Annotated in this window: 18 protein-coding genes and 1 riboswitch; of the genes, 10 read left to right on the top strand and 8 right to left on the bottom strand. The window is 45.1% G+C overall.

Features of this window, described 5'->3' with window-relative positions:
* Positions 1-1,301, top strand: a 1,301-nt coding sequence (locus VIP81_RS25110) for a transporter (protein ID WP_331967765.1), incomplete at its 5' end; no start/stop codon positions are given.
* 12 nt (positions 1,302-1,313) lie between these two features.
* Here the strand turns inward: VIP81_RS25110 and VIP81_RS25105 are convergent.
* Together VIP81_RS25105 and VIP81_RS25100 are read right to left on the bottom strand one after the other, a co-directional pair.
* On the bottom strand, positions 1,314-2,054 hold the full coding sequence (locus VIP81_RS25105) for a LytTR family DNA-binding domain-containing protein (protein WP_331967764.1): 741 nt from the start codon (positions 2,052-2,054) through the stop codon (positions 1,314-1,316).
* Between the two features lie 17 nt (positions 2,055-2,071).
* Positions 2,072-3,208, bottom strand: a complete 1,137-nt coding sequence (locus tag VIP81_RS25100) for a sensor histidine kinase (RefSeq protein WP_331967762.1) — start codon at positions 3,206-3,208, stop codon at positions 2,072-2,074.
* Positions 3,209-3,485: 277 nt separating this feature from the next.
* On the opposite strand from VIP81_RS25100, the gene VIP81_RS25095 reads away from it, so the two are divergent.
* The 7 genes from VIP81_RS25095 (at position 3,486) to VIP81_RS25065 (ending at position 9,261) form a co-directional block, all read left to right on the top strand.
* Positions 3,486-4,775, top strand: coding sequence for a TonB-dependent receptor (locus VIP81_RS25095; RefSeq protein ID WP_331967760.1), 1,290 nt, complete (start codon positions 3,486-3,488; stop codon positions 4,773-4,775).
* Positions 4,735-5,949, top strand: coding sequence for an outer membrane beta-barrel family protein (locus VIP81_RS25090; RefSeq protein ID WP_331967758.1), 1,215 nt, complete (start codon positions 4,735-4,737; stop codon positions 5,947-5,949). Before VIP81_RS25095 ends, VIP81_RS25090 begins: the two co-directional genes overlap by 41 nt.
* Positions 5,950-6,063: 114 nt before the next feature.
* The gene (locus tag VIP81_RS25085; protein WP_331967756.1) at positions 6,064-6,207 is read left to right on the top strand and encodes a hypothetical protein; all 144 of its coding nucleotides are present in this window, start codon (positions 6,064-6,066) and stop codon (positions 6,205-6,207) included.
* A gap of 368 nt (positions 6,208-6,575) precedes the next feature.
* Positions 6,576-7,163 (top strand): hypothetical protein, encoded by a 588-nt coding sequence (locus VIP81_RS25080; protein WP_331967755.1) that lies wholly within the window; start codon positions 6,576-6,578, stop codon positions 7,161-7,163.
* Between the two features lie 18 nt (positions 7,164-7,181).
* Positions 7,182-7,832 carry a hypothetical protein gene (locus tag VIP81_RS25075; protein ID WP_331967754.1) on the top strand — a complete coding sequence of 217 codons (651 nt, stop codon included), beginning with the start codon at positions 7,182-7,184 and terminating at the stop codon, positions 7,830-7,832.
* Complete coding sequence (locus tag VIP81_RS25070) at positions 7,808-8,608, top strand: sensor histidine kinase (protein WP_331967753.1); 801 nt, start codon at positions 7,808-7,810, stop codon at positions 8,606-8,608. The genes VIP81_RS25075 and VIP81_RS25070 overlap by 25 nt, the downstream gene beginning before the upstream one ends.
* Positions 8,605-9,261: a response regulator transcription factor gene (locus VIP81_RS25065; RefSeq protein WP_331967751.1), complete on the top strand. Its 657-nt coding sequence runs from the start codon at positions 8,605-8,607 to the stop codon at positions 9,259-9,261. The genes VIP81_RS25070 and VIP81_RS25065 overlap by 4 nt, the downstream gene beginning before the upstream one ends.
* A gap of 85 nt (positions 9,262-9,346) precedes the next feature.
* On the opposite strand, the gene VIP81_RS25060 is transcribed toward VIP81_RS25065, so the two are convergent.
* On the bottom strand, positions 9,347-10,747 hold the full coding sequence (locus tag VIP81_RS25060) for an alkaline phosphatase family protein (RefSeq protein WP_331967750.1): 1,401 nt from the start codon (positions 10,745-10,747) through the stop codon (positions 9,347-9,349).
* Positions 10,748-10,851: 104 nt separating this feature from the next.
* Entirely contained in the window at positions 10,852-11,511 is a 660-nt protein-coding gene (locus VIP81_RS25055; RefSeq protein ID WP_331967749.1) for a hypothetical protein, read from the bottom strand.
* A 147-nt stretch (positions 11,512-11,658) separates the two neighbouring features.
* Here VIP81_RS25055 and VIP81_RS25050 point away from each other — a divergent pair, with 147 nt between their 5' ends.
* Positions 11,659-11,817 (top strand): hypothetical protein, encoded by a 159-nt coding sequence (locus tag VIP81_RS25050; RefSeq protein ID WP_331967748.1) that lies wholly within the window; start codon positions 11,659-11,661, stop codon positions 11,815-11,817.
* Between the two features lie 789 nt (positions 11,818-12,606).
* Here the strand turns inward: VIP81_RS25050 and VIP81_RS25045 are convergent.
* The 4 genes from VIP81_RS25045 to glk form a co-directional block, all read right to left on the bottom strand.
* The gene (locus VIP81_RS25045) at positions 12,607-13,026 is read right to left on the bottom strand and encodes a RidA family protein (RefSeq protein ID WP_331967746.1); all 420 of its coding nucleotides are present in this window, start codon (positions 13,024-13,026) and stop codon (positions 12,607-12,609) included.
* Positions 13,027-13,117: 91 nt separating this feature from the next.
* On the bottom strand, positions 13,118-13,552 hold the full coding sequence (locus VIP81_RS25040; protein ID WP_331967745.1) for a VOC family protein: 435 nt from the start codon (positions 13,550-13,552) through the stop codon (positions 13,118-13,120).
* Between the two features lie 50 nt (positions 13,553-13,602).
* Complete coding sequence (locus VIP81_RS25035; RefSeq protein WP_331967744.1) at positions 13,603-14,889, bottom strand: voltage-gated chloride channel family protein; 1,287 nt, start codon at positions 14,887-14,889, stop codon at positions 13,603-13,605.
* 43 nt (positions 14,890-14,932) lie between these two features.
* A riboswitch (Fluoride riboswitch) is annotated at positions 14,933-15,004 on the bottom strand.
* A gap of 12 nt (positions 15,005-15,016) precedes the next feature.
* Positions 15,017-16,072 (bottom strand): glucokinase, encoded by a 1,056-nt coding sequence (gene glk / locus VIP81_RS25030; protein ID WP_331967743.1) that lies wholly within the window; start codon positions 16,070-16,072, stop codon positions 15,017-15,019.
* A gap of 167 nt (positions 16,073-16,239) precedes the next feature.
* Here glk and VIP81_RS25025 point away from each other — a divergent pair.
* A partial coding sequence (locus VIP81_RS25025; protein ID WP_331967741.1) for a trehalase-like domain-containing protein occupies positions 16,240-16,822 on the top strand: 583 nt, incomplete at its 3' end.

The raw sequence follows: 16,822 nt of genomic DNA, 5'->3' as shown, positions 1-16,822 counted from the left end.
ACACCCGGGAGTTGTCCATTCTTTTCATCTGCCGCTTTTTACAGGGAGTACTGAACTGTGGCATCACCAGTATTTGTTTGACACTGTTGTTCAGCAGACTGAAATCAGAGCATGCACGGGAAACAGGATACGCCATTTTTTATGGGATGATCCTTTGTTCCGGCTCGTTGACTTCATTGGTGACAGCGCCATTGGTAGATGATTACGAATATAATGCGTTGTATAAAATGATCATTTACACATTTGTTCCGGGCGCGGTATTGCTATTGTTGCTGATGAACAAAGTGCACCTGGTACGCCGGGTACCGCTCTACCAGCTGGATTGGACCAGTTTCTTTTTATATGCACCGATGTTGTTGATGATTGGTTACGTGTTGATTTACGGACAACAATATTATTGGTTACAGGATGCCAGGATAGTGGGTTGTATATTGGGTATTGTGTTACTGGCCACTACTTTCGTAGTTCGACAAATACACCGGAAGCGACCATTTATCAGCATGGACGTATTTAAGTCGCGGTCATTTCTCTTTGGCATTCTCTTGCTGGCAGGGCTTTACCTGATCCGGGGATCGTTTAACATCACGACCAGTTTTTTCTCCTCGGTTTTAGGGATGGACCCATTACACACGTATGAGTTGCTGTCGTATAACCTGGTAGGGATTGTAATAGGGAGTATCATGTCGGCGCGGCTGGTGATTAAGAGAAGACCCCTGCAATTCATTTGGCTGGTAGGCTTTTTCGGCCTGCTGGTGTTTCATTGCTCCATGTATTTTCTTTTTACCTCCGAGGTCGATGAGGTTACTTTTATAGCACCGCTGATCATACAGGGCTGGGGGGCCGGTATGTTGCTAACGCCTATTGTGTTGTTTATTATATCTTCTGTACCAGAGAGTATCGGCGTGTCTGCCTCCACAGCGGGCGTATTCATCCGGTATACTTTTTTCGCGATGAGTACTGCGCTGATTAACTACTTCTCTCTCTATTTCACAAAAACGCATGCCATGCGGCTGAGTGACGGTATTTCAAAAGTGGATAATGGATTAGCGGAACGATTGCATACCTATCAGGCAGCCTTGCAGGCGCGTGGGCTGATGGCAGATCAGGCGGCCAAACTGGCGCCGGGATTACTGGACAGGGCGATTCAGAAACAGGCATTTTTGAAATATGCCATGGACTATTATGAGCTGGTGGCGATACTGATATTGGTATTGATGTTACTGATTGTGATGACGCCGTACATTATAAATCGTACGGTCATTAACGTGAAAGCTAAACAGCCGGCAGCGGCCACAGTGTAGGTACCTGGGTAGTCAGGAGAATTTTATTTTATCCCAGAGTTTATTCCTGACTACCTGTTCAATTACCTGTTCATGATAATTTCTGCTGATAGGGATGCGATGGGATTGTATAAAAATTTCATTGCCTTCAATGCCTTCTATTTTGCTGATGGAAACAATGTAGGATTTATGCACGCGGATAAAGCCTTTCGGGTCCAGGTTCTGCTCTAAATTTTTCAAATACAGCAACGTCACGTATTTTCCTTTCCGGGTGTAAATGGTAATATAATTCTGCATGGCTTCTACATACAGGATATCATCAAAACAAATCTTCTCATATTTACTGCCGGATTTTATAAAGAAGTAGTCGGCATGTTTTTCCGTTGGCGCCGTATCTGGCGCCGTGGACTTTGTAAGGAGCTGGTAATAATCTTTCGCTTTATTGACCGATTTAACGAAGCGATCAAAGGTAATCGGCTTTAGTAAATAATCGAGTACATTCAGCTGAAATCCTTCCAGGGCGTAGGTTGGAAAGGCTGTGGTGATAATGACCATGGGAGGTTTCTGCACTATTTTCAGAAAGTCGATGCCATTCATTTTAGGCATTTGAATATCCAGAAAGATAAGATCTATGGCTTGTTCATCCAATAATTTCATCAACTCCACCGGGTTTTTACAGGTGGCATTGAGTTGCAGAAAGTCGATTTCCCTTACATAATTAGCGATACCTTCCCTTGCCAGTGGCTCATCATCAATAATTACACAGTTTATCATTGTAAGCTATTTATAAGTTAAAGCCAGGCCAGCTGTTGTTTAGCAGGTAGTTGTTTCTCTGAAGTAAGACTTAATTTGAATCTTACCATAAAACTGTTGTCATCCCGGGTGATATCCAGTTGATATTGCCCTGCATAGATCAGATCCAGTCTTCGCTGTACATTCTTCAGGCCAATGCCGCCATAGTGCATCACTTCATCTCCCATATCAGGCGCGGTACTATTGGAAACAGTTACCTCCAGTTGTTGCTGATCGAGCTGCATTTTTATATGAATCCAGTTGGGAGCGTCGGTATGTTTGGAAACATGTTTAAATGCATTCTCCACAAAGGTCATGAGTATGAAAGGGGCTATCAGCAGGTGTCCGGTGTGTGGTTGATTCATTTCAACCATTACTTCCATGTTATTATTCTGCCGTAGTTTTTCCAGTTCAATGAAGTTTTCCAGGTACGCAATTTCGTTGCTTAACGGAATTTGTTTGTCGTTGCACTCGTACAACTGATACCTGAGCAGGTCTGAAAATTTAGCCAGGGAAGCGGAGGCCATGTCAGGGTTTTTATGGATCAGGAAGAAGATGGAATTAATAGAGTTGAAAAGAAAATGGGGATTAAACTGGTACTTCAGAAAATTCAGTTCTGTTTCCAATTTTTCTTTCTCCAGCAGTTGCTGCCGCCTTTGCGTTTGTAGCCAGTTTCGGGTCAGGGCAATGCTCATGGCCAGTGTCATCACCGCTAAGGTAGAGGGGAGCGCGGTACCGAAAAACTGATATATACAGGCTGCTGCATCCTGTCCGTATAGGGTGGTCATTGTTTTGCCTGCTACCATGGCGCTTAGGTAGTAGCCGGGAATAATGAAGCAGGTAGCGCATAAAATAGTAGTGATCAGGGAGATGATATACGCGGTGAACCTGCCTTTTTCCAGGTACTTCGGAATCAGGTAATATAAATTAAAGTAAACTGCTGCTGCCTGGAACACCAGGTAGAAAAGAAATTTGATAGTAAATGGGGAGAAGAACATGGCATTGGCTGCCTTTATAGGATTGCCCATGGCTACAGTCCACCACAGGTAATTATATGCCACCCAAAAAGGAATATGGTGAAGCTTATAGCGAAATAGCCAATAATGGGTTGACTTACTATATGATGGACTGTTCATGTCAAATACTGATAAATGTCCCTTTCTGAAGTTACGCCAATCTGCAGGAATTTTAAGCGCCTGCTATATAAATAGCCTTAAATAATTGACAAAATACGCGCTGGGGTATATAAGCTGCAAAATATGCGGGCAGACTGCTGTTTCGGGATGAATGAAGTCCTTTTTTGCGGTTCGTCAATTATATCCGGCAAATGGTCATTCCGTTTTTTTTGATTTTCCGGCTAGTGATTTCTTTGTTCCTGCAACCCTCTTTTGGCAGCTCTCAAAAAATAAAATTATGAAAAGCTGGATTTTACATGTACTACTATTCTTTCTCTGGCAGCATACCCACGCACAGGTATCCGGGAAGCTGTTTACCACTACCGGACAACCGGTTCCTTTTGCTAATGTGTTGTTGTTAAAGGCCATGGATACTTCGATAGTTAAAACTACTTTATCGGACGAAAACGGTGGGTACCTTTTATCGGGAATCGGGCAGGGAACATATATCCTGCGGCTGGCCGGTATGGGATATGAATCCTGGGAATCGCCGGTCTTTGAACTGACGACCGGCCACTTGCAGAAAGTTTTTGAGCCAGTGGTGCTCCCCGCCATTGCGCGACAGCTGGGAGCGGTTACCGTGCAGGCGGTAAAGCCGTTATATGAACAGCAAACAGCCGGCATCGTGGTAAATGTAGAAAACAGCCTGCTGACGAAAGGTAGTTCTGTGCTGGCCTTATTGGAGCGTTCTCCGGGCGTAACGATAGACTATCGTAATAACGGCATTGCATTGAATGGAAAAAGCGGGGTGGCCGTGATGGTGAATGGAAAGCTGCTTCGTTTGCCATCGGACCAGGTGGTGAATCTCCTGACAGGGATGAGTGGGAATGATGTAGGAAAAATAGAGCTACTGACTACCCCAGGCGCAAAATACGACGCCGAAGGAAGTGCGGGCATCATCAATATTGTATTGAAGAAAAACAGGCAACCAGGAATGAATGGTTCTCTGTCGGTGACCGGTGGATATGGAAAAGGAGAGAAGGGAATGGGAAGCATTCGCCTGGCCCGCAATTCGGGCAACACGAATCTTTCCGGCTCGTATACTTTTTCGCATAACCGCACCTACAGTGACATGTATATAGACAGCGATCAGGATATGCCGGTATTTGGCGGACAAATGAATGTATTGGGATGGGATACGGGCAGGGTAGTACAGAACAGTCATGATGTATCGCTGGGTTTTGATAAGAATATTACCCCTAAAGTATTGATCGGGGGCAGTGTATCGTATAACAGCAGTAGTACATCATCCACTACAGTAAACCGTGCTATTTATCATGTGCCGCAGGATTCTGTGCTGCAATATGCAGGTGCCGTGCGTGGGATGAACCAATGGAAAAATGGTGTGGCTGCCATCTACCTGGAAAAAGAAATCGGGGAAGGGGAAAAAATAAATGTCGATGTCGACTACCTTTTTTTCAGGAATAATAATCCTTCCACTGTGCAAAGTATTTTTATGGATAAAGCTGGTGCAGCAGCCGGAAACAATGACCCTCTTTTTTTCACCACAGCAAAGAGGTTTTGCTAATACATCCATTCATGTGGGCGTGGCCAAAATAGATTATACCAAAACGTTGACTAAAAAGGTACAGCTGGCAGCCGGTGTGAAAGGGACCTATACAAAAAGTACTAGTTCATCAAGGATAGAAAGCATGATTAATCAGGAATGGGTTAACAGGGAGGAAACGACCCAGGATATTTTGATGAAAGAAGCAATAGGCGCGGCCTATGCTACGATTACTACACAAATAAATCCAGCGCTAAGCCTGGTGCTGGGCGCCAGGTATGAGTATGCCAATACCAGGATGAGTAATCCCATCACCGGGGAAACGACGGTGAACAGGCGGCAGGGCGTGTTGTTTCCGGAAATATCCTTGTCAAAAAAAGGGAGTGAGGAGTCTGCGTGGCAATTGTCTTACAGTAAAAGAATCAGCCGTCCGTCTTACAACGACCTCGCATCGTATGTAACCTATAGTGATCCTACGGCAGTGTATACCGGAAATCCGTTGTTGCTCCCAACGATCACGCATAATATTAAAATAGGATATAACTATAAAGGCTATACGTTTTCTCTTTTATTCAACAGGGATGAGCATCCGATCGCCAGGTATCAGTTGAGCGAAAAGCCGGCGGCTAACCTGTTGTATGTATCTCCCCAAAACCTCCTTTACCAGCATAACATTACGTTGCAGGTGAACTTGCCGTGGAAGGTAACGGATTGGTGGAACATGGACTATGGCTTTACCGGAGGGCTCCGGCAATTCAAACTTGACTATACAAGAGTGCCGGTTAAGAAGGCATATTTTGGTTATACGCTGAATTTCAATCAGTCCTTTAAGTTACCTGAAGATTTTACTGCGGAGCTTTCCGGTTGGTACAATTCGGCTTCCTATAATGGATCAGTAAAAGTAGGCGGCATGGGAGCCCTGAATGCGGGGGTAAAAAAAGAACTTAAAAATAACTGGGGGAGTATTCAGTTGGCCTGGACCGATATACTGCGGACGGTTCATATCAACGTGTATTACGGCACGCTGACAGAAGAAGCCTTTGCTATCAGGAATCATGTGTCTATCAACACAGAATCCAGTGTTGCTTCGGTGCTAAAGCTGACTTATACGAAATCATTTGGATCGGGTGTAACGGGACCAGGAAAAAGAGATGCGGGGTCTAAAGATGAAGGAGCGCGGATCAGGAAAGATTAGGCAGCGATTTTTTATAGGCACTGAACCCTTTCTATTTGGCGCCTGTTAATGAATTGCCTTTTCGTATAAGCTTGCTGGCAGCATTTTTCATTCAACCTTATAATTACTTAGTGTATGAAGAAGATCCTGATTATGGGTGCCCTGATGGGGGCCTCTTTTACGATGTTTGCGCAGAATGTGGCCAACCTGAATTTACGGCGGGTAGATAAAAAGCTGGTACCAGTGGAAGTAACCGGGTTACACTATAGAGTCGGATAAGTATACGCGTTTGGTCAGTGAAACAACCAAACAATCTTATTTCAGGGTTCTGGATGGTTCTCCTGTAAAATAGTGATTATTACTTGAATGATGCCAGCGGGAGCTTTTTCCGCTGGCATTTTTATGTAGGGAGATGAATACCACGGGATTAGTATCGGTGGCTCCGATGCCTGTAAATATCTGCCCCCCGAAAACAGCTGCTTCGAAGGTTGTTTTCCACCTTTTCCGGTAATGCCCTGCCAACGATCTTTGAAGAATACGGTATTTAAAACTTCCCGGTTTTGCCTTACATTGCAAAATGTGCTGACCCGAAAGATCCTGGATGCCCTCATCATCAAAATATTTTACTCCCTTGTTAATTTGTTCTTATGTCTTCCTTGAAAATTTATGCCATTGCCATTATTGCGCTAATTATTGGTGCTGCATCAGGATGGGTGGCTTCCCGCAAGTGGCCGGCGCCTGTTCAATCTTTTTGTAATGATGCCAGCGTTCCCAAACACGCATTATTGAGTTTTGACCAGGCCCGTCGCTATGTCGAAAATTATGGAAAGCAGGTAGACACGATCCTGACGCCGGGGCCTAAGGGTTCAAATATCGTGGATATGGTTTCAAACACGCGTTGTATATGGTTTGATAAATCGCGGATCAGAGACTTAATTTGTCAGCTGGACCAGGATGGAGGAGATGGCATGCGGTTCTATTTCGCTACATACGACAGTGCTTATTCCGCCGGGAATTCAAAGTCAGACTCCCTGTTAACAGAACCCGCGCCTGCACCTGATTATTGGGGTCGTAATACCCTGGTAATTGTTTCTACAAGAAATAAAATTGACTATTTCGGGGATTCCACTTCGCGTAAGGGTTTTCTTTTCACGATAGAAGATCAGGCGGAGAACCATGGTGAATTATGTCCACCTCCCGCCAAATGCTATGGCGCCCTGTTGTTGAAAAATTAATGGTAATACTGCGGCATCATGCAATACTTCACGGTTAACACCATAGCGGAATGGATTTGCTTTTTCATTGGTCTTGTTTGTCTTACGGCAGACAAAGACGCTGTGTGGAGGCGTTTTCCAGTTTATCTGCTCATAGTATGCCTGGTGGAAACCGGTGGAATTTATTTCCGGGAAACGCTGCACCGTCCCAATACACCTTTGTATAATGGTTTGGTGCCACCTGAGTGTGTGGCGGTAAGCAGTATGTTTTACTATTTGCTGAAACCTTATGGTTTAAAGCGAAAGATATTAGTCGCCTGGTTTATATTGGTGGGCAGCAGTTTCCTGATAGAAACGTTGCCCGGCCGCTTTTCCAGGTATGCGCATCATACCATTGTGCTGATGGCGGTCATGTACATAGTGGCTTCCTTATATTATTTCTACCAGGTACTGAAAGATGATCATTACGTGAATCTCTTCACCTACGCACCTTTCTGGTGGGTGAGTGGTACGCTTATATTCTATTTTGGAGGAACGGCTACCAATACTTTCTTTGAATACCTGGTGAACGACGTAGTGGCGGATAGTATTCATTATTCGCTCAGGTATCATATTTTTAAAGTGTTGAACGTGTTATTATATGGTTGCTGGTCATACGCTTTTATATGCAGGTATCGTCAAATGAAATAGTCATCATGATCGGTTGGATCACCTTAATTTTCCTGATCGCACCGGGATTTCTTATCGCGTACATTGCTGTGTATAACCGCCGGAAAAAAAAGCACCGGGAGGAAACCCTGCAATTAAAACAAACCTTTCAACATGAATTACTGCGGCTACAAATGGAGGTGCGTGAGCAGACATTGAAAACAATCGCCACTGACCTGCACGATAATATTAATCAGATTCTTGGATTAGCTGTACTCACGCTGAGTGCCGTGGATATGGAGGATACGAAGCAGGCTTCCGAAAAAATTTTGGCTACCGAAAACCTTACGCGTCGTGCCATCCGGGAGATTCGGGCGTTATCAGGGTTATTGCACGGAGACGAATTGATCAGCAAAGGGCTTGTTCATGCCATTGGATTTGAATTGGAATGGCTCGAAAAATCGGAGCGCTTTCAAATCATCCGCAAAGGTGCCATGAACCAACTGCCATCGCAACCCGATAAAGAATTAATTATTTTCCGCATTTTCCAGGAGTCGTTGCATAACATTATCAGGCATTCCCAGGCGTCGATTGTTGTGGTGGAACAAACACTCGCGAATGATCTGCTCACACTCAGACTGGGCGATAATGGCATTGGATTTAACGTGGAAACAGCCATGACGCAAAATAGCGGCATGGGATTACAAAACATTCGTAAACGGGCTGCCATGATAGGAGGGGCCACCAGTATTGTTTCTATGCCAGGAGAAGGAACTTGTGTGACTATTTCCATACCCTATTCAATTAACAATGAATGACAAACAATAACACTATCGCCATCGCCATTGTAGATGACCATACCTTATTCCGGCAGGGACTCAATAGTTTGCTGTCCGAATACAGCAACATCAATATCGTGTTTGAAGCGGCACATGGTGCAGAGATGAAGGAAAAAATGCTGCTGCATCCAACGCCGGACGTAATACTAATGGACATCAATATGCCGGTGATGGATGGGTACCAGGCAACCCAATGGCTGAAGCAACATTATCCCGACGTACGCGTGCTGGCGTTGAGTACTTTTGAAGATGATAAGCCTATCATCAAGATGCTGAAAAATGGGGCAGGAGGCTATCTACTGAAGGAATCGAGGATTGCAGAAGTCGTGAAAGCGATTACGGTGATGCACGAACAGGGTTACTTTCTGAATGAATTGATCTCCGCTAAAATGTTGCGTAGTATTCAGGGCGACGGAACGCAGCAAAATTCATCGACACGGTTAAGCGATAATGAAATTACGTTTCTTCGGTTATCCTGTTCGGAGATGACCTATAAGGAGATTGCCAACGAAATGAAGTTAAGTCCGCATACAATTGATAACTACAGGCAGGAGCTTTTTGAGAAGCTGGAAATTAAGTCGAGGACCGGGTTAGTATTGTATGCCATTAAGAATGAGATTTTTGTTCCGTAAAAAATACATCGTTTAATTATCAGTGTAGCAAAGAGCGGAGATGAACTACATCTCTGCCCTTTGCTACATTATTATTTATTCCGGATTATTTATTCTTTGATGCCAGGTGCTGCCAGCTCCGTGCCATGATGAGGTGATGCAGATCGCTCATTTGCCGGAGCGTCGGATCTGGTTTGGGGCATACGGGTGCTGTTACAGAAGGAACATCCGTGCGGGGGGTAGTTAGATTAAGTATCTGCTCAAATGTAGGCGCCTGGTTTACACGTTCCCCCAGATTCCACGCTGAGCGGTCTATCTGCATCCAGTTCAACACGGTGGCAATTAAAGAAGTATGATCAAAAGGAGTTTGGCCAGGAGTATCAGGCATACGGAATACACTGCCTGCTGTGACCCAGGGAGAAATAAAAATAGCAGGAACGCGTACACCGAAGGTGTCAAAACCGAAACCATATTCGCCTGGATCATTTGTAGGAGGAGCCGCGTTTAGTGCAATAGGTAGGTGATCATAGGTACCGCCATGTTCATCAAAAGTAATGATGAATAATGTTTCGTTCCAGGCAGGTCCTTGCGAGAGTGCATCATACACTTGTTTCACAAATGTTTCACCGGGGCATACGTTTCCGGGCGGGTGGTAATCAGATCCGTTAATACCGAGTTTCCAGTACATGAGTCCCCAGTCTGGTTCCAGGAAGCTATACGACGGCAGCGTACCTGCAGCAGCCTGATCGTAAAACTGTTGTATGGGTGCAAAATTCTGATCAAAGTCACTGCTTCCCAGGTTCTTCTTAAACAGATCGCGGGTGAGGCAATAATCATGTGCCCACCATAGTTGACTGTAGAATATCGTCCAGTCTTCCGCTTTGCCTTTCCCATTTTCAGAAAGCACATTCCAGTGAGTGGGTAATGTGAAATCCACCAGGAAAGAATTATCTACCCAGCCTTGTGTTGTACCAGTTAACCAGTGTTTGCCCACCGAGTTACCTGCTGCTGCAAAAGCGCGGTTACAGAAGGTTTGGGATGGAACGGAGGCATACCATTTGTCACAGACTGCGAAATTTCTGGCCAGACCATTTAATACGGGCAGGTCGGCAGGTGAGTAGGACATCATGATGTCATCCGGGCTATCAAATGCGGATGCATAATCCATATAAAATCCACCCATTTCCGGAGTAGTTCCTACGCCGCCACCTTGTTGAGGTGTATAGCATTGTATGTGCACATGTTTAAAAATTTCATGGGGATCAAATGAAGGAACCGTTAGATTTCCGGGAGGAGTCACACTAACGAAATGTTGGTTGCCATCCTTATCCATATTATATAGGTCAGGTGTAAGGCCATTGAATACAGGAGGGTTTTGTACGTCAATAACGTTTACCGGGGGCTGGTTTCCGATATCTGCATATAGCCAGCCCAATACATTGTCGAAGGACCGGTTTTCAAGCATGAGATGAACAACATGCTTGATCTGGGGCATTATTTGAGACATAGCGGATAGTTTTGTTATTGTTATTTACATCATTTAACTCACAAAAAAAGACAGTGGCGATTATTAAAATATTCCACTGCCTTTTCTTTTTTCATTAATAGCAGTTAGTTAATCACGCATGCAGTTACGGCCAATGTAGCATCGGCAACGGCCTGGGCTACCAGTGCGCCCAAAATAACTATTTCAGCAATAGCGGCAATACCGTCTGTGGCTATCCATGCTGTTACCTGCGCCGTGATGACAGTACCCATCAATACCCATTCATACCAGGCCATATTATGTTCAATGGCTCCCAGAATTTGACGGATACCAGTTACCTTATATACACCGGAGAAAATGGTGAAGATAGCTTTGGCTTTATCTGTCAATGAATCTGCCTGCTCAAGCGCCAGGATATCCTGTTCAAGACCAGTAAGTGCTTCGGTAGGAATGTCCGCCACAATAGCTTCGGCGGCGTCTTTAGTAACAGACTCGGGTACCCCCGCAGCTTGTAACACAATAGAAACAACATCGATCACACAGGTGATGATAGCGGCGATGCAAGCGCTGGAAAGATCAGCAGGACGTGGAATGATCGTGCCTTTCTGAAAGCGCAGCTCATACTTTCCATGTATCATATTATACATGTCTTCAAGGGCTTGTTCTTTACGAATTGCTTTCCCGCCGAGAGAAAGCTGATGGTCTGCCAGGAACTGATCCAATGAAGGAGTCATTTGCAATGCAAAGCTGGGAGCGCTCAGTTCTTTAATGTTTACGGTACTCATTGTTTTTGGTTTTAGAGATGAATGAATTATTTACTGTAGAAGAATGATTTAGAACAGTTCAAATTTCCGGAGAAGGGCTCGTGTATAATAGGCTGAAAAGGACTTTTATGTCAGCTGTTTTCAGGGAGAGAAAACAATGAAAATAGCATGGGATATCGTAGGTCGATGGTAGTACCCAAACAAACATTTTCACCTGTAGCGCTGACCAGTATCGATTTGGTGAGGGTACTGCCGCAGCCTTGTGCGGAGGTGACGTTGAGTTGTATTTGCCGGGAACCGGGCGTAGTACAGGAAGCCGATGGCTGAATGATTAACGGTAGGATCCAAAGTAATTGTGCTGCCGCCAGCCGCATTTAATTTTAGTGGAATGGAGAAATAGGGGTCTGTTCGCCGAACCGTTAAAGCTATCGATTCTCAATAGCTAAAAAAGTGTTACTGTCAAGAAACCTAGGCCTGTAGCAGCGTGATTTTGTTCAGGTGATGCCTGTTTGATGCCTACATCAAACAAACGTAGCTGAAGCCAAACGAAGCGGCAAAGAAATCGAACCCAAATCAGGCCGCGTAGGAGGTTATCAGATTAGGAACTTTCTTATTTAAATGAAATTATTCTATTTAACATAATATAAATTATAGGAATAATCAAAGCCAGTTTAAGAGCATAAAAAGAAGTTCCTAATCCCCATGGGGCGACTTTGACTTTTTAGCGGCCTTCTGCCAAAAAAAAGATGCTCAATAATGTTCTTGCGAGTTGTTAAACTGTGATAATCTATTGAAAATGAAGGCTCTGAGATTTGCGTAAAAATAGATATCTGCCCTACAGCCCGGGATATTTCATTCTCAGTGCCCTCCGTAAACGCAAAAATCCGCTTGAAATGGTTAGTGAAAGCTCACTCCCATGTCAAACGGATTAAATTTGGTCATAGCCTGAATCGGCTAGCCACTGAACGATTTAACATCGCGAAATTTAGCGTCCACAGGTAAATCGCGCGGTGCCCTAAATCATAGTCGTAAGTAAGCGGTCAAAGCATCCAGGTTTGTCGGATTTCTCAGAGATGATACGTCGGGGAATTTACTGGTTGCGTCGAAGCAAACGACTTACGAGCGTTTTACGGCCAGCATCTCAATTTCGATTAGCATACCATCCAGCGCCAGCCGCGGTACCGGAATCAATGTATTTACAGGAAACTTTTTATCTGTCCAGATCAACGTGGTTTCTTCGCCGAGAATTTTCAATTTATGCTCATCGTGATCAACCACCAAGGTGGTTTGTTTTACCACATCCCGAAACGTGAGCCCCTGGGCAGCCAACGCCGTAGCCAGGTTGCTGAATGCCTGTTTCAGTTGTGTACGGAAATCGTTTACCAGATTACCATCGGCCGTTTCGCCGCCTTGCCCGGATATATATACTAACGTATTGCCAGCTGGCACTACCGCCATATGTGAATAAGCGTTCGGTGTAGGATCGTACAATCCCGCCGGATTGATGAGTTGCGGTGCTGTTATTTCTTTTTCCATTCTCTTGAATTTTATACAAAGTAAGCCGAAATATCAGCAGAGAAACCCACACAGAATCCTGAATTTCAGGCATAACAGCACAGCTCTTCATCTACCAATGAGGTTCAATAAATTCAATTACTTCTCCGTCCAATCCATAAACCAACGAATTTCTTACCGTCAATGGCGGTTCTCCCAGCAGCAATACCGACGGTGGCACACAGCTGGAAGCACCTAATGCGAGTGCGTCGCTATAAGCCAGGGTGGCGTCTTTCACCGTCAACGCAAAATGCAGTAACGCACCAGTTACAGGTGCTTCGCCCGCCAGCGCCTTACGACCCTGGGCAGCAACGTTGGCTCCCTTATCAAATACTTCTACATAAGAAGTAGTACCAGGTATGTTCAGCAGCGCGGCGTATTCAATATTGAACTCTGGTAACACCCAACTGTGATACATCCTAAATCCCAGGGCTTCATAAAATTTAATGGTGGCTTTGTAGTCCTTCGCTTGAATGGCAATATGATGTATGCCTGTAATGTTTGTCATACATTAAAGGTAAAAGCAGTGTGGAAAAGAAAAAGGTACTAACAAAATTGTTAGCGCAACTTTCTTACCTCCAACCGCTGCGCGCCATAGATACCAGAATGGCCGCTGAAATAATAGGCAGTGAAACAGGCGACGGCAAAATATAAAACGTGTGTGGTTCCGAATAATTCAACGCCCATTAAAGTGCAGGCAATGGGTGTATTGGTGGCTCCGGCAAAAACGGCAATGAATCCAAGTCCGGCGAAAAGGTCTACCGGAGCACCTAGCCATAAAGCCAGTGTATGGCCCAACGCGGCACCTATGAAAAAAAGTGGGGTGACCTCTCCCCCTTTGAATCCCATTCCAAGCGTTATAGCCGTGAAGACCAGCTTCCAGAGCCAGCTCCAGTCGTTTACATGGCTATGGGCATCAAAGGCAGCCAATATACTGATGCCATCGGGCGATTTACTGCTGACGCCCAAGCCGAGATAGTCTGTGGTGCCTACCGCATAACTCAATAATATAATAACAATACCACCAACCACGGGAATCAACCACGGTATTTTAATATAGGCATTGGCGTTATGCTTAATGCTATGCATGAGTTTCGAAAACAAAAAGCTACTCAAACCAAAAGCCACACCGCAAACGATTACTTTTCCCAACAGCCAGAGATCCAGGTGAATAAAAGGTGCAGCCTCCAGGAAAGGTTGGCTAAGATAGGTAATACTGTAATGAGTATGGTGAATACCCCACGCACTACATACGATGTCGGCAAAAATGGAAGCAATCAAACATGGCACCAGGGCATCATAACGCATCACACCAATTGCCAGTACCTCCAGTGCAAAAACAGCCCCGGTTAATGGCGTACCAAATACGGCTCCGAAACCAGCCGCAATTCCTGTCATCAGTAAAATTCGTATATCCGCCGCCGATAGACCCAGTTTTTTCCCGAACAGTCCTGCCATACTACCGCCAATCTGTACGGCTGTTCCTTCACGTCCGGCGGAGCCGCCAAATAAGTGTGTAATAATAGTGGTGAGTAGTACCAGTGGCGCCATCCTTGCGGGTACGCCGCCACCCGGCTCGTGGATCTCTTCCATGATCAGGTTGTTTCCCTTATCGGCCTGCTTACCGCCCAAACGGTACAACCAATAAATCAATACGCCTGCCAGTGGCAATCCAAATATCAGCCACTCGTGCTGCCAGCGGATATGCGTCACCAGATCCAGTAACCAAAGAAACAAAGCCACCATCGATCCGACTACAATCGCAACAGGTGTTACCAATACAGTCCAGCGCAGCAGCTGATAGGCGACTGTCAATTGTTCCAACGAAGTTTTCAGTTTATTCATATCCTACAAATAGCAGCGTTAAATGGTAGTTCATACCATTCTAATATTTGTAGGCGCCATCAGACAGCTCTGGGCTGACGGTTTGGGTCAGGAAGACACCATTTCCTGTTATCTCGCAAAAATAACTTTAATCTTTTAATAATCCAGCATAAAATGCAGCTCCCCATAAGGCCGACTTATCATTATTGACAATATGGATCGGTACACTCGCCAATAATTCAGCCATACGATCACCTTGCATATAGTGATGGTAGAATTCCCCTGTTTCCAGCAGCACCGCTATCTTTGGCGGAATACCTCCTCCCAGGAATAAGCCGCCCGTGGCTTTCATTTTCAGCACCAGGTTGCAGGATTCCCGGGCCAGGTAACGTACAAACAATTCCATTGTTTTCACACAAACCGGTATTCTTCCCGCGATGCCTGCCTTGCTGATTTCTGCAGAAGGATCTCCTGCATTCATGGCTGCGCGAAGCTCCACGGGTTCGTCCATTCCTTTTATATCTCTTAAAAACTGGTAAATGTCATACAAGCCAGGTCCGCTGATAACCCGCTCCCAGCTCACTACATCATATTTTTCCTGCAGATACCGGAGCAATAAAATATCCAGGTCTGTTCTCGGTGCAAAGTCCGTATGACCACCTTCCGTTGGAAATGGATGATGATACGTTCCGTCCCAGTATAGCCCGGCCATACCTAAACCTGTACCTGGTGCGATAATGGCGATGTTACCTGTATGTTCCGCCGCACCACGGTGCAAGGTGGTTAGCTGTTCCTGCGCTAACGTGGCCAAACCGTAGGCGGTAGCTTCCAGGTCGTTGATCAGGGCTACCGCACTGATACCCGTACTCTGCCTGATTTCGTCTTCACTGAGTTCCCTCGATAAATTAGTCAGCTCCACTTTTCCCTTGACCACAGGTCCGGCTACGCCAATGCATATACGCTGCGGTGGTGTATCCCTGCATTCACTGATAAAGTGCTGGATGATCTCCGAAAAATTAGCATAATCACGGGAAGCATATTTCTGCTCCCTGATCATATCCAACTCCCCATCCTGTGAGCTAAACAGCGCCAGGTTCGTTTTGGTGCCGCCCAGATCTCCGGCCAGTAAATAGGTTTTCGTTTCCCCGCTTTGCGTTGGTGTAATAAACTGTGGCAGGTAATGCTGCTTTTTCAAGGTTTGCATCGTTGTGGAACTTTATACTTAAAAATAAGGGATTCCGGCAAGACTTCAGAATGATATGTTTTGTTAATAATTAAGGATAGAAATCCAGGAAGATATTATTGGAACAGCTTTTGTTCCGGGATGAACAATTTCGGATAAAAAGTGTAATTCAAAAAAATTGAGGCCTCATGGAAAGACATATGTATCAGACAGGAATTGTTGGCAACTGCGCTTTTCTGGCGCATGTAAACAAGAATACTAATATTGATTGGCTTTGCTGGCCCCGGATGGATAGCTCCTTTGTTTTTGGCGGGCTACTGGATAAGAAGAAAGGAGGTGAATTCTCCATCCTCCCGGAGGCTGATTATTCTACCCACCAGTACTACCTGGAAAACACCAATGTACTTTGTACAGAAATCACCACCACAGAAGGAAGCTACCGCATTACTGACTTCGCTCCCCGCTTTCTCCAGTACGAACGCTTTTTCAAACCACTGATGCTGATCCGGAAAATAGAACCCATAGAGGGCTCTCCACGTATCCGGGTAAAATGTGAACCCGTTTGTGATTATGGTGCAGAGAAACTAAAACGGCTACGTGGCAGCAGTCATATCGAATTCGGAGGCTGCGATGAAAACATCCGGCTCACGACCAACATTGCCGTCAGCTACCTTTTTGAAGAGGAATTCTTTGTACTCAACGATAGCCGTTACCTCATATTAACCTATGGACATCCGCTGGAAGCCCCATTGGTAAGTACAGCAGAACGAT

The organism is Chitinophaga sp., assembly GCF_036566945.1.
In the GTDB taxonomy this organism is placed as follows: Bacteria; Bacteroidota; Bacteroidia; order Chitinophagales; family Chitinophagaceae; genus Chitinophaga.
This window is presented reverse-complemented; position numbering and strand designations above follow the sequence as displayed.

Excerpts from the sequence above, each read along its gene's own strand:
- VIP81_RS25060 (WP_331967750.1), bottom strand. The coding sequence starts at position 10,747 with ATGTCTCAAATAATGCCCCAGATCAAGCATGTTGTTCATCTCATGCTT.
- VIP81_RS25075 (WP_331967754.1), top strand. The coding sequence starts at position 7,182 with ATGCAATACTTCACGGTTAACACCATAGCGGAATGGATTTGCTTTTTC.
- VIP81_RS25050 (WP_331967748.1), top strand. The coding sequence starts at position 11,659 with ATGGGATATCGTAGGTCGATGGTAGTACCCAAACAAACATTTTCACCT.
- VIP81_RS25105 (WP_331967764.1), bottom strand. The coding sequence starts at position 2,054 with ATGATAAACTGTGTAATTATTGATGATGAGCCACTGGCAAGGGAAGGT.
- VIP81_RS25035 (WP_331967744.1), bottom strand. The coding sequence starts at position 14,889 with ATGAATAAACTGAAAACTTCGTTGGAACAATTGACAGTCGCCTATCAG.
- VIP81_RS25070 (WP_331967753.1), top strand. The coding sequence starts at position 7,808 with ATGCAGGTATCGTCAAATGAAATAGTCATCATGATCGGTTGGATCACC.
- VIP81_RS25040 (WP_331967745.1), bottom strand. The coding sequence starts at position 13,552 with ATGACAAACATTACAGGCATACATCATATTGCCATTCAAGCGAAGGAC.
- VIP81_RS25065 (WP_331967751.1), top strand. The coding sequence starts at position 8,605 with ATGACAAACAATAACACTATCGCCATCGCCATTGTAGATGACCATACC.
- VIP81_RS25045 (WP_331967746.1), bottom strand. The coding sequence starts at position 13,026 with ATGGAAAAAGAAATAACAGCACCGCAACTCATCAATCCGGCGGGATTG.
- glk (WP_331967743.1), bottom strand. The coding sequence starts at position 16,072 with ATGCAAACCTTGAAAAAGCAGCATTACCTGCCACAGTTTATTACACCA.
- VIP81_RS25095 (WP_331967760.1), top strand. The coding sequence starts at position 3,486 with ATGAAAAGCTGGATTTTACATGTACTACTATTCTTTCTCTGGCAGCAT.
- VIP81_RS25100 (WP_331967762.1), bottom strand. The coding sequence starts at position 3,208 with ATGAACAGTCCATCATATAGTAAGTCAACCCATTATTGGCTATTTCGC.
- VIP81_RS25055 (WP_331967749.1), bottom strand. The coding sequence starts at position 11,511 with ATGAGTACCGTAAACATTAAAGAACTGAGCGCTCCCAGCTTTGCATTG.
- VIP81_RS25080 (WP_331967755.1), top strand. The coding sequence starts at position 6,576 with ATGTCTTCCTTGAAAATTTATGCCATTGCCATTATTGCGCTAATTATT.
- VIP81_RS25085 (WP_331967756.1), top strand. The coding sequence starts at position 6,064 with ATGAAGAAGATCCTGATTATGGGTGCCCTGATGGGGGCCTCTTTTACG.
- VIP81_RS25090 (WP_331967758.1), top strand. The coding sequence starts at position 4,735 with ATGACCCTCTTTTTTTCACCACAGCAAAGAGGTTTTGCTAATACATCC.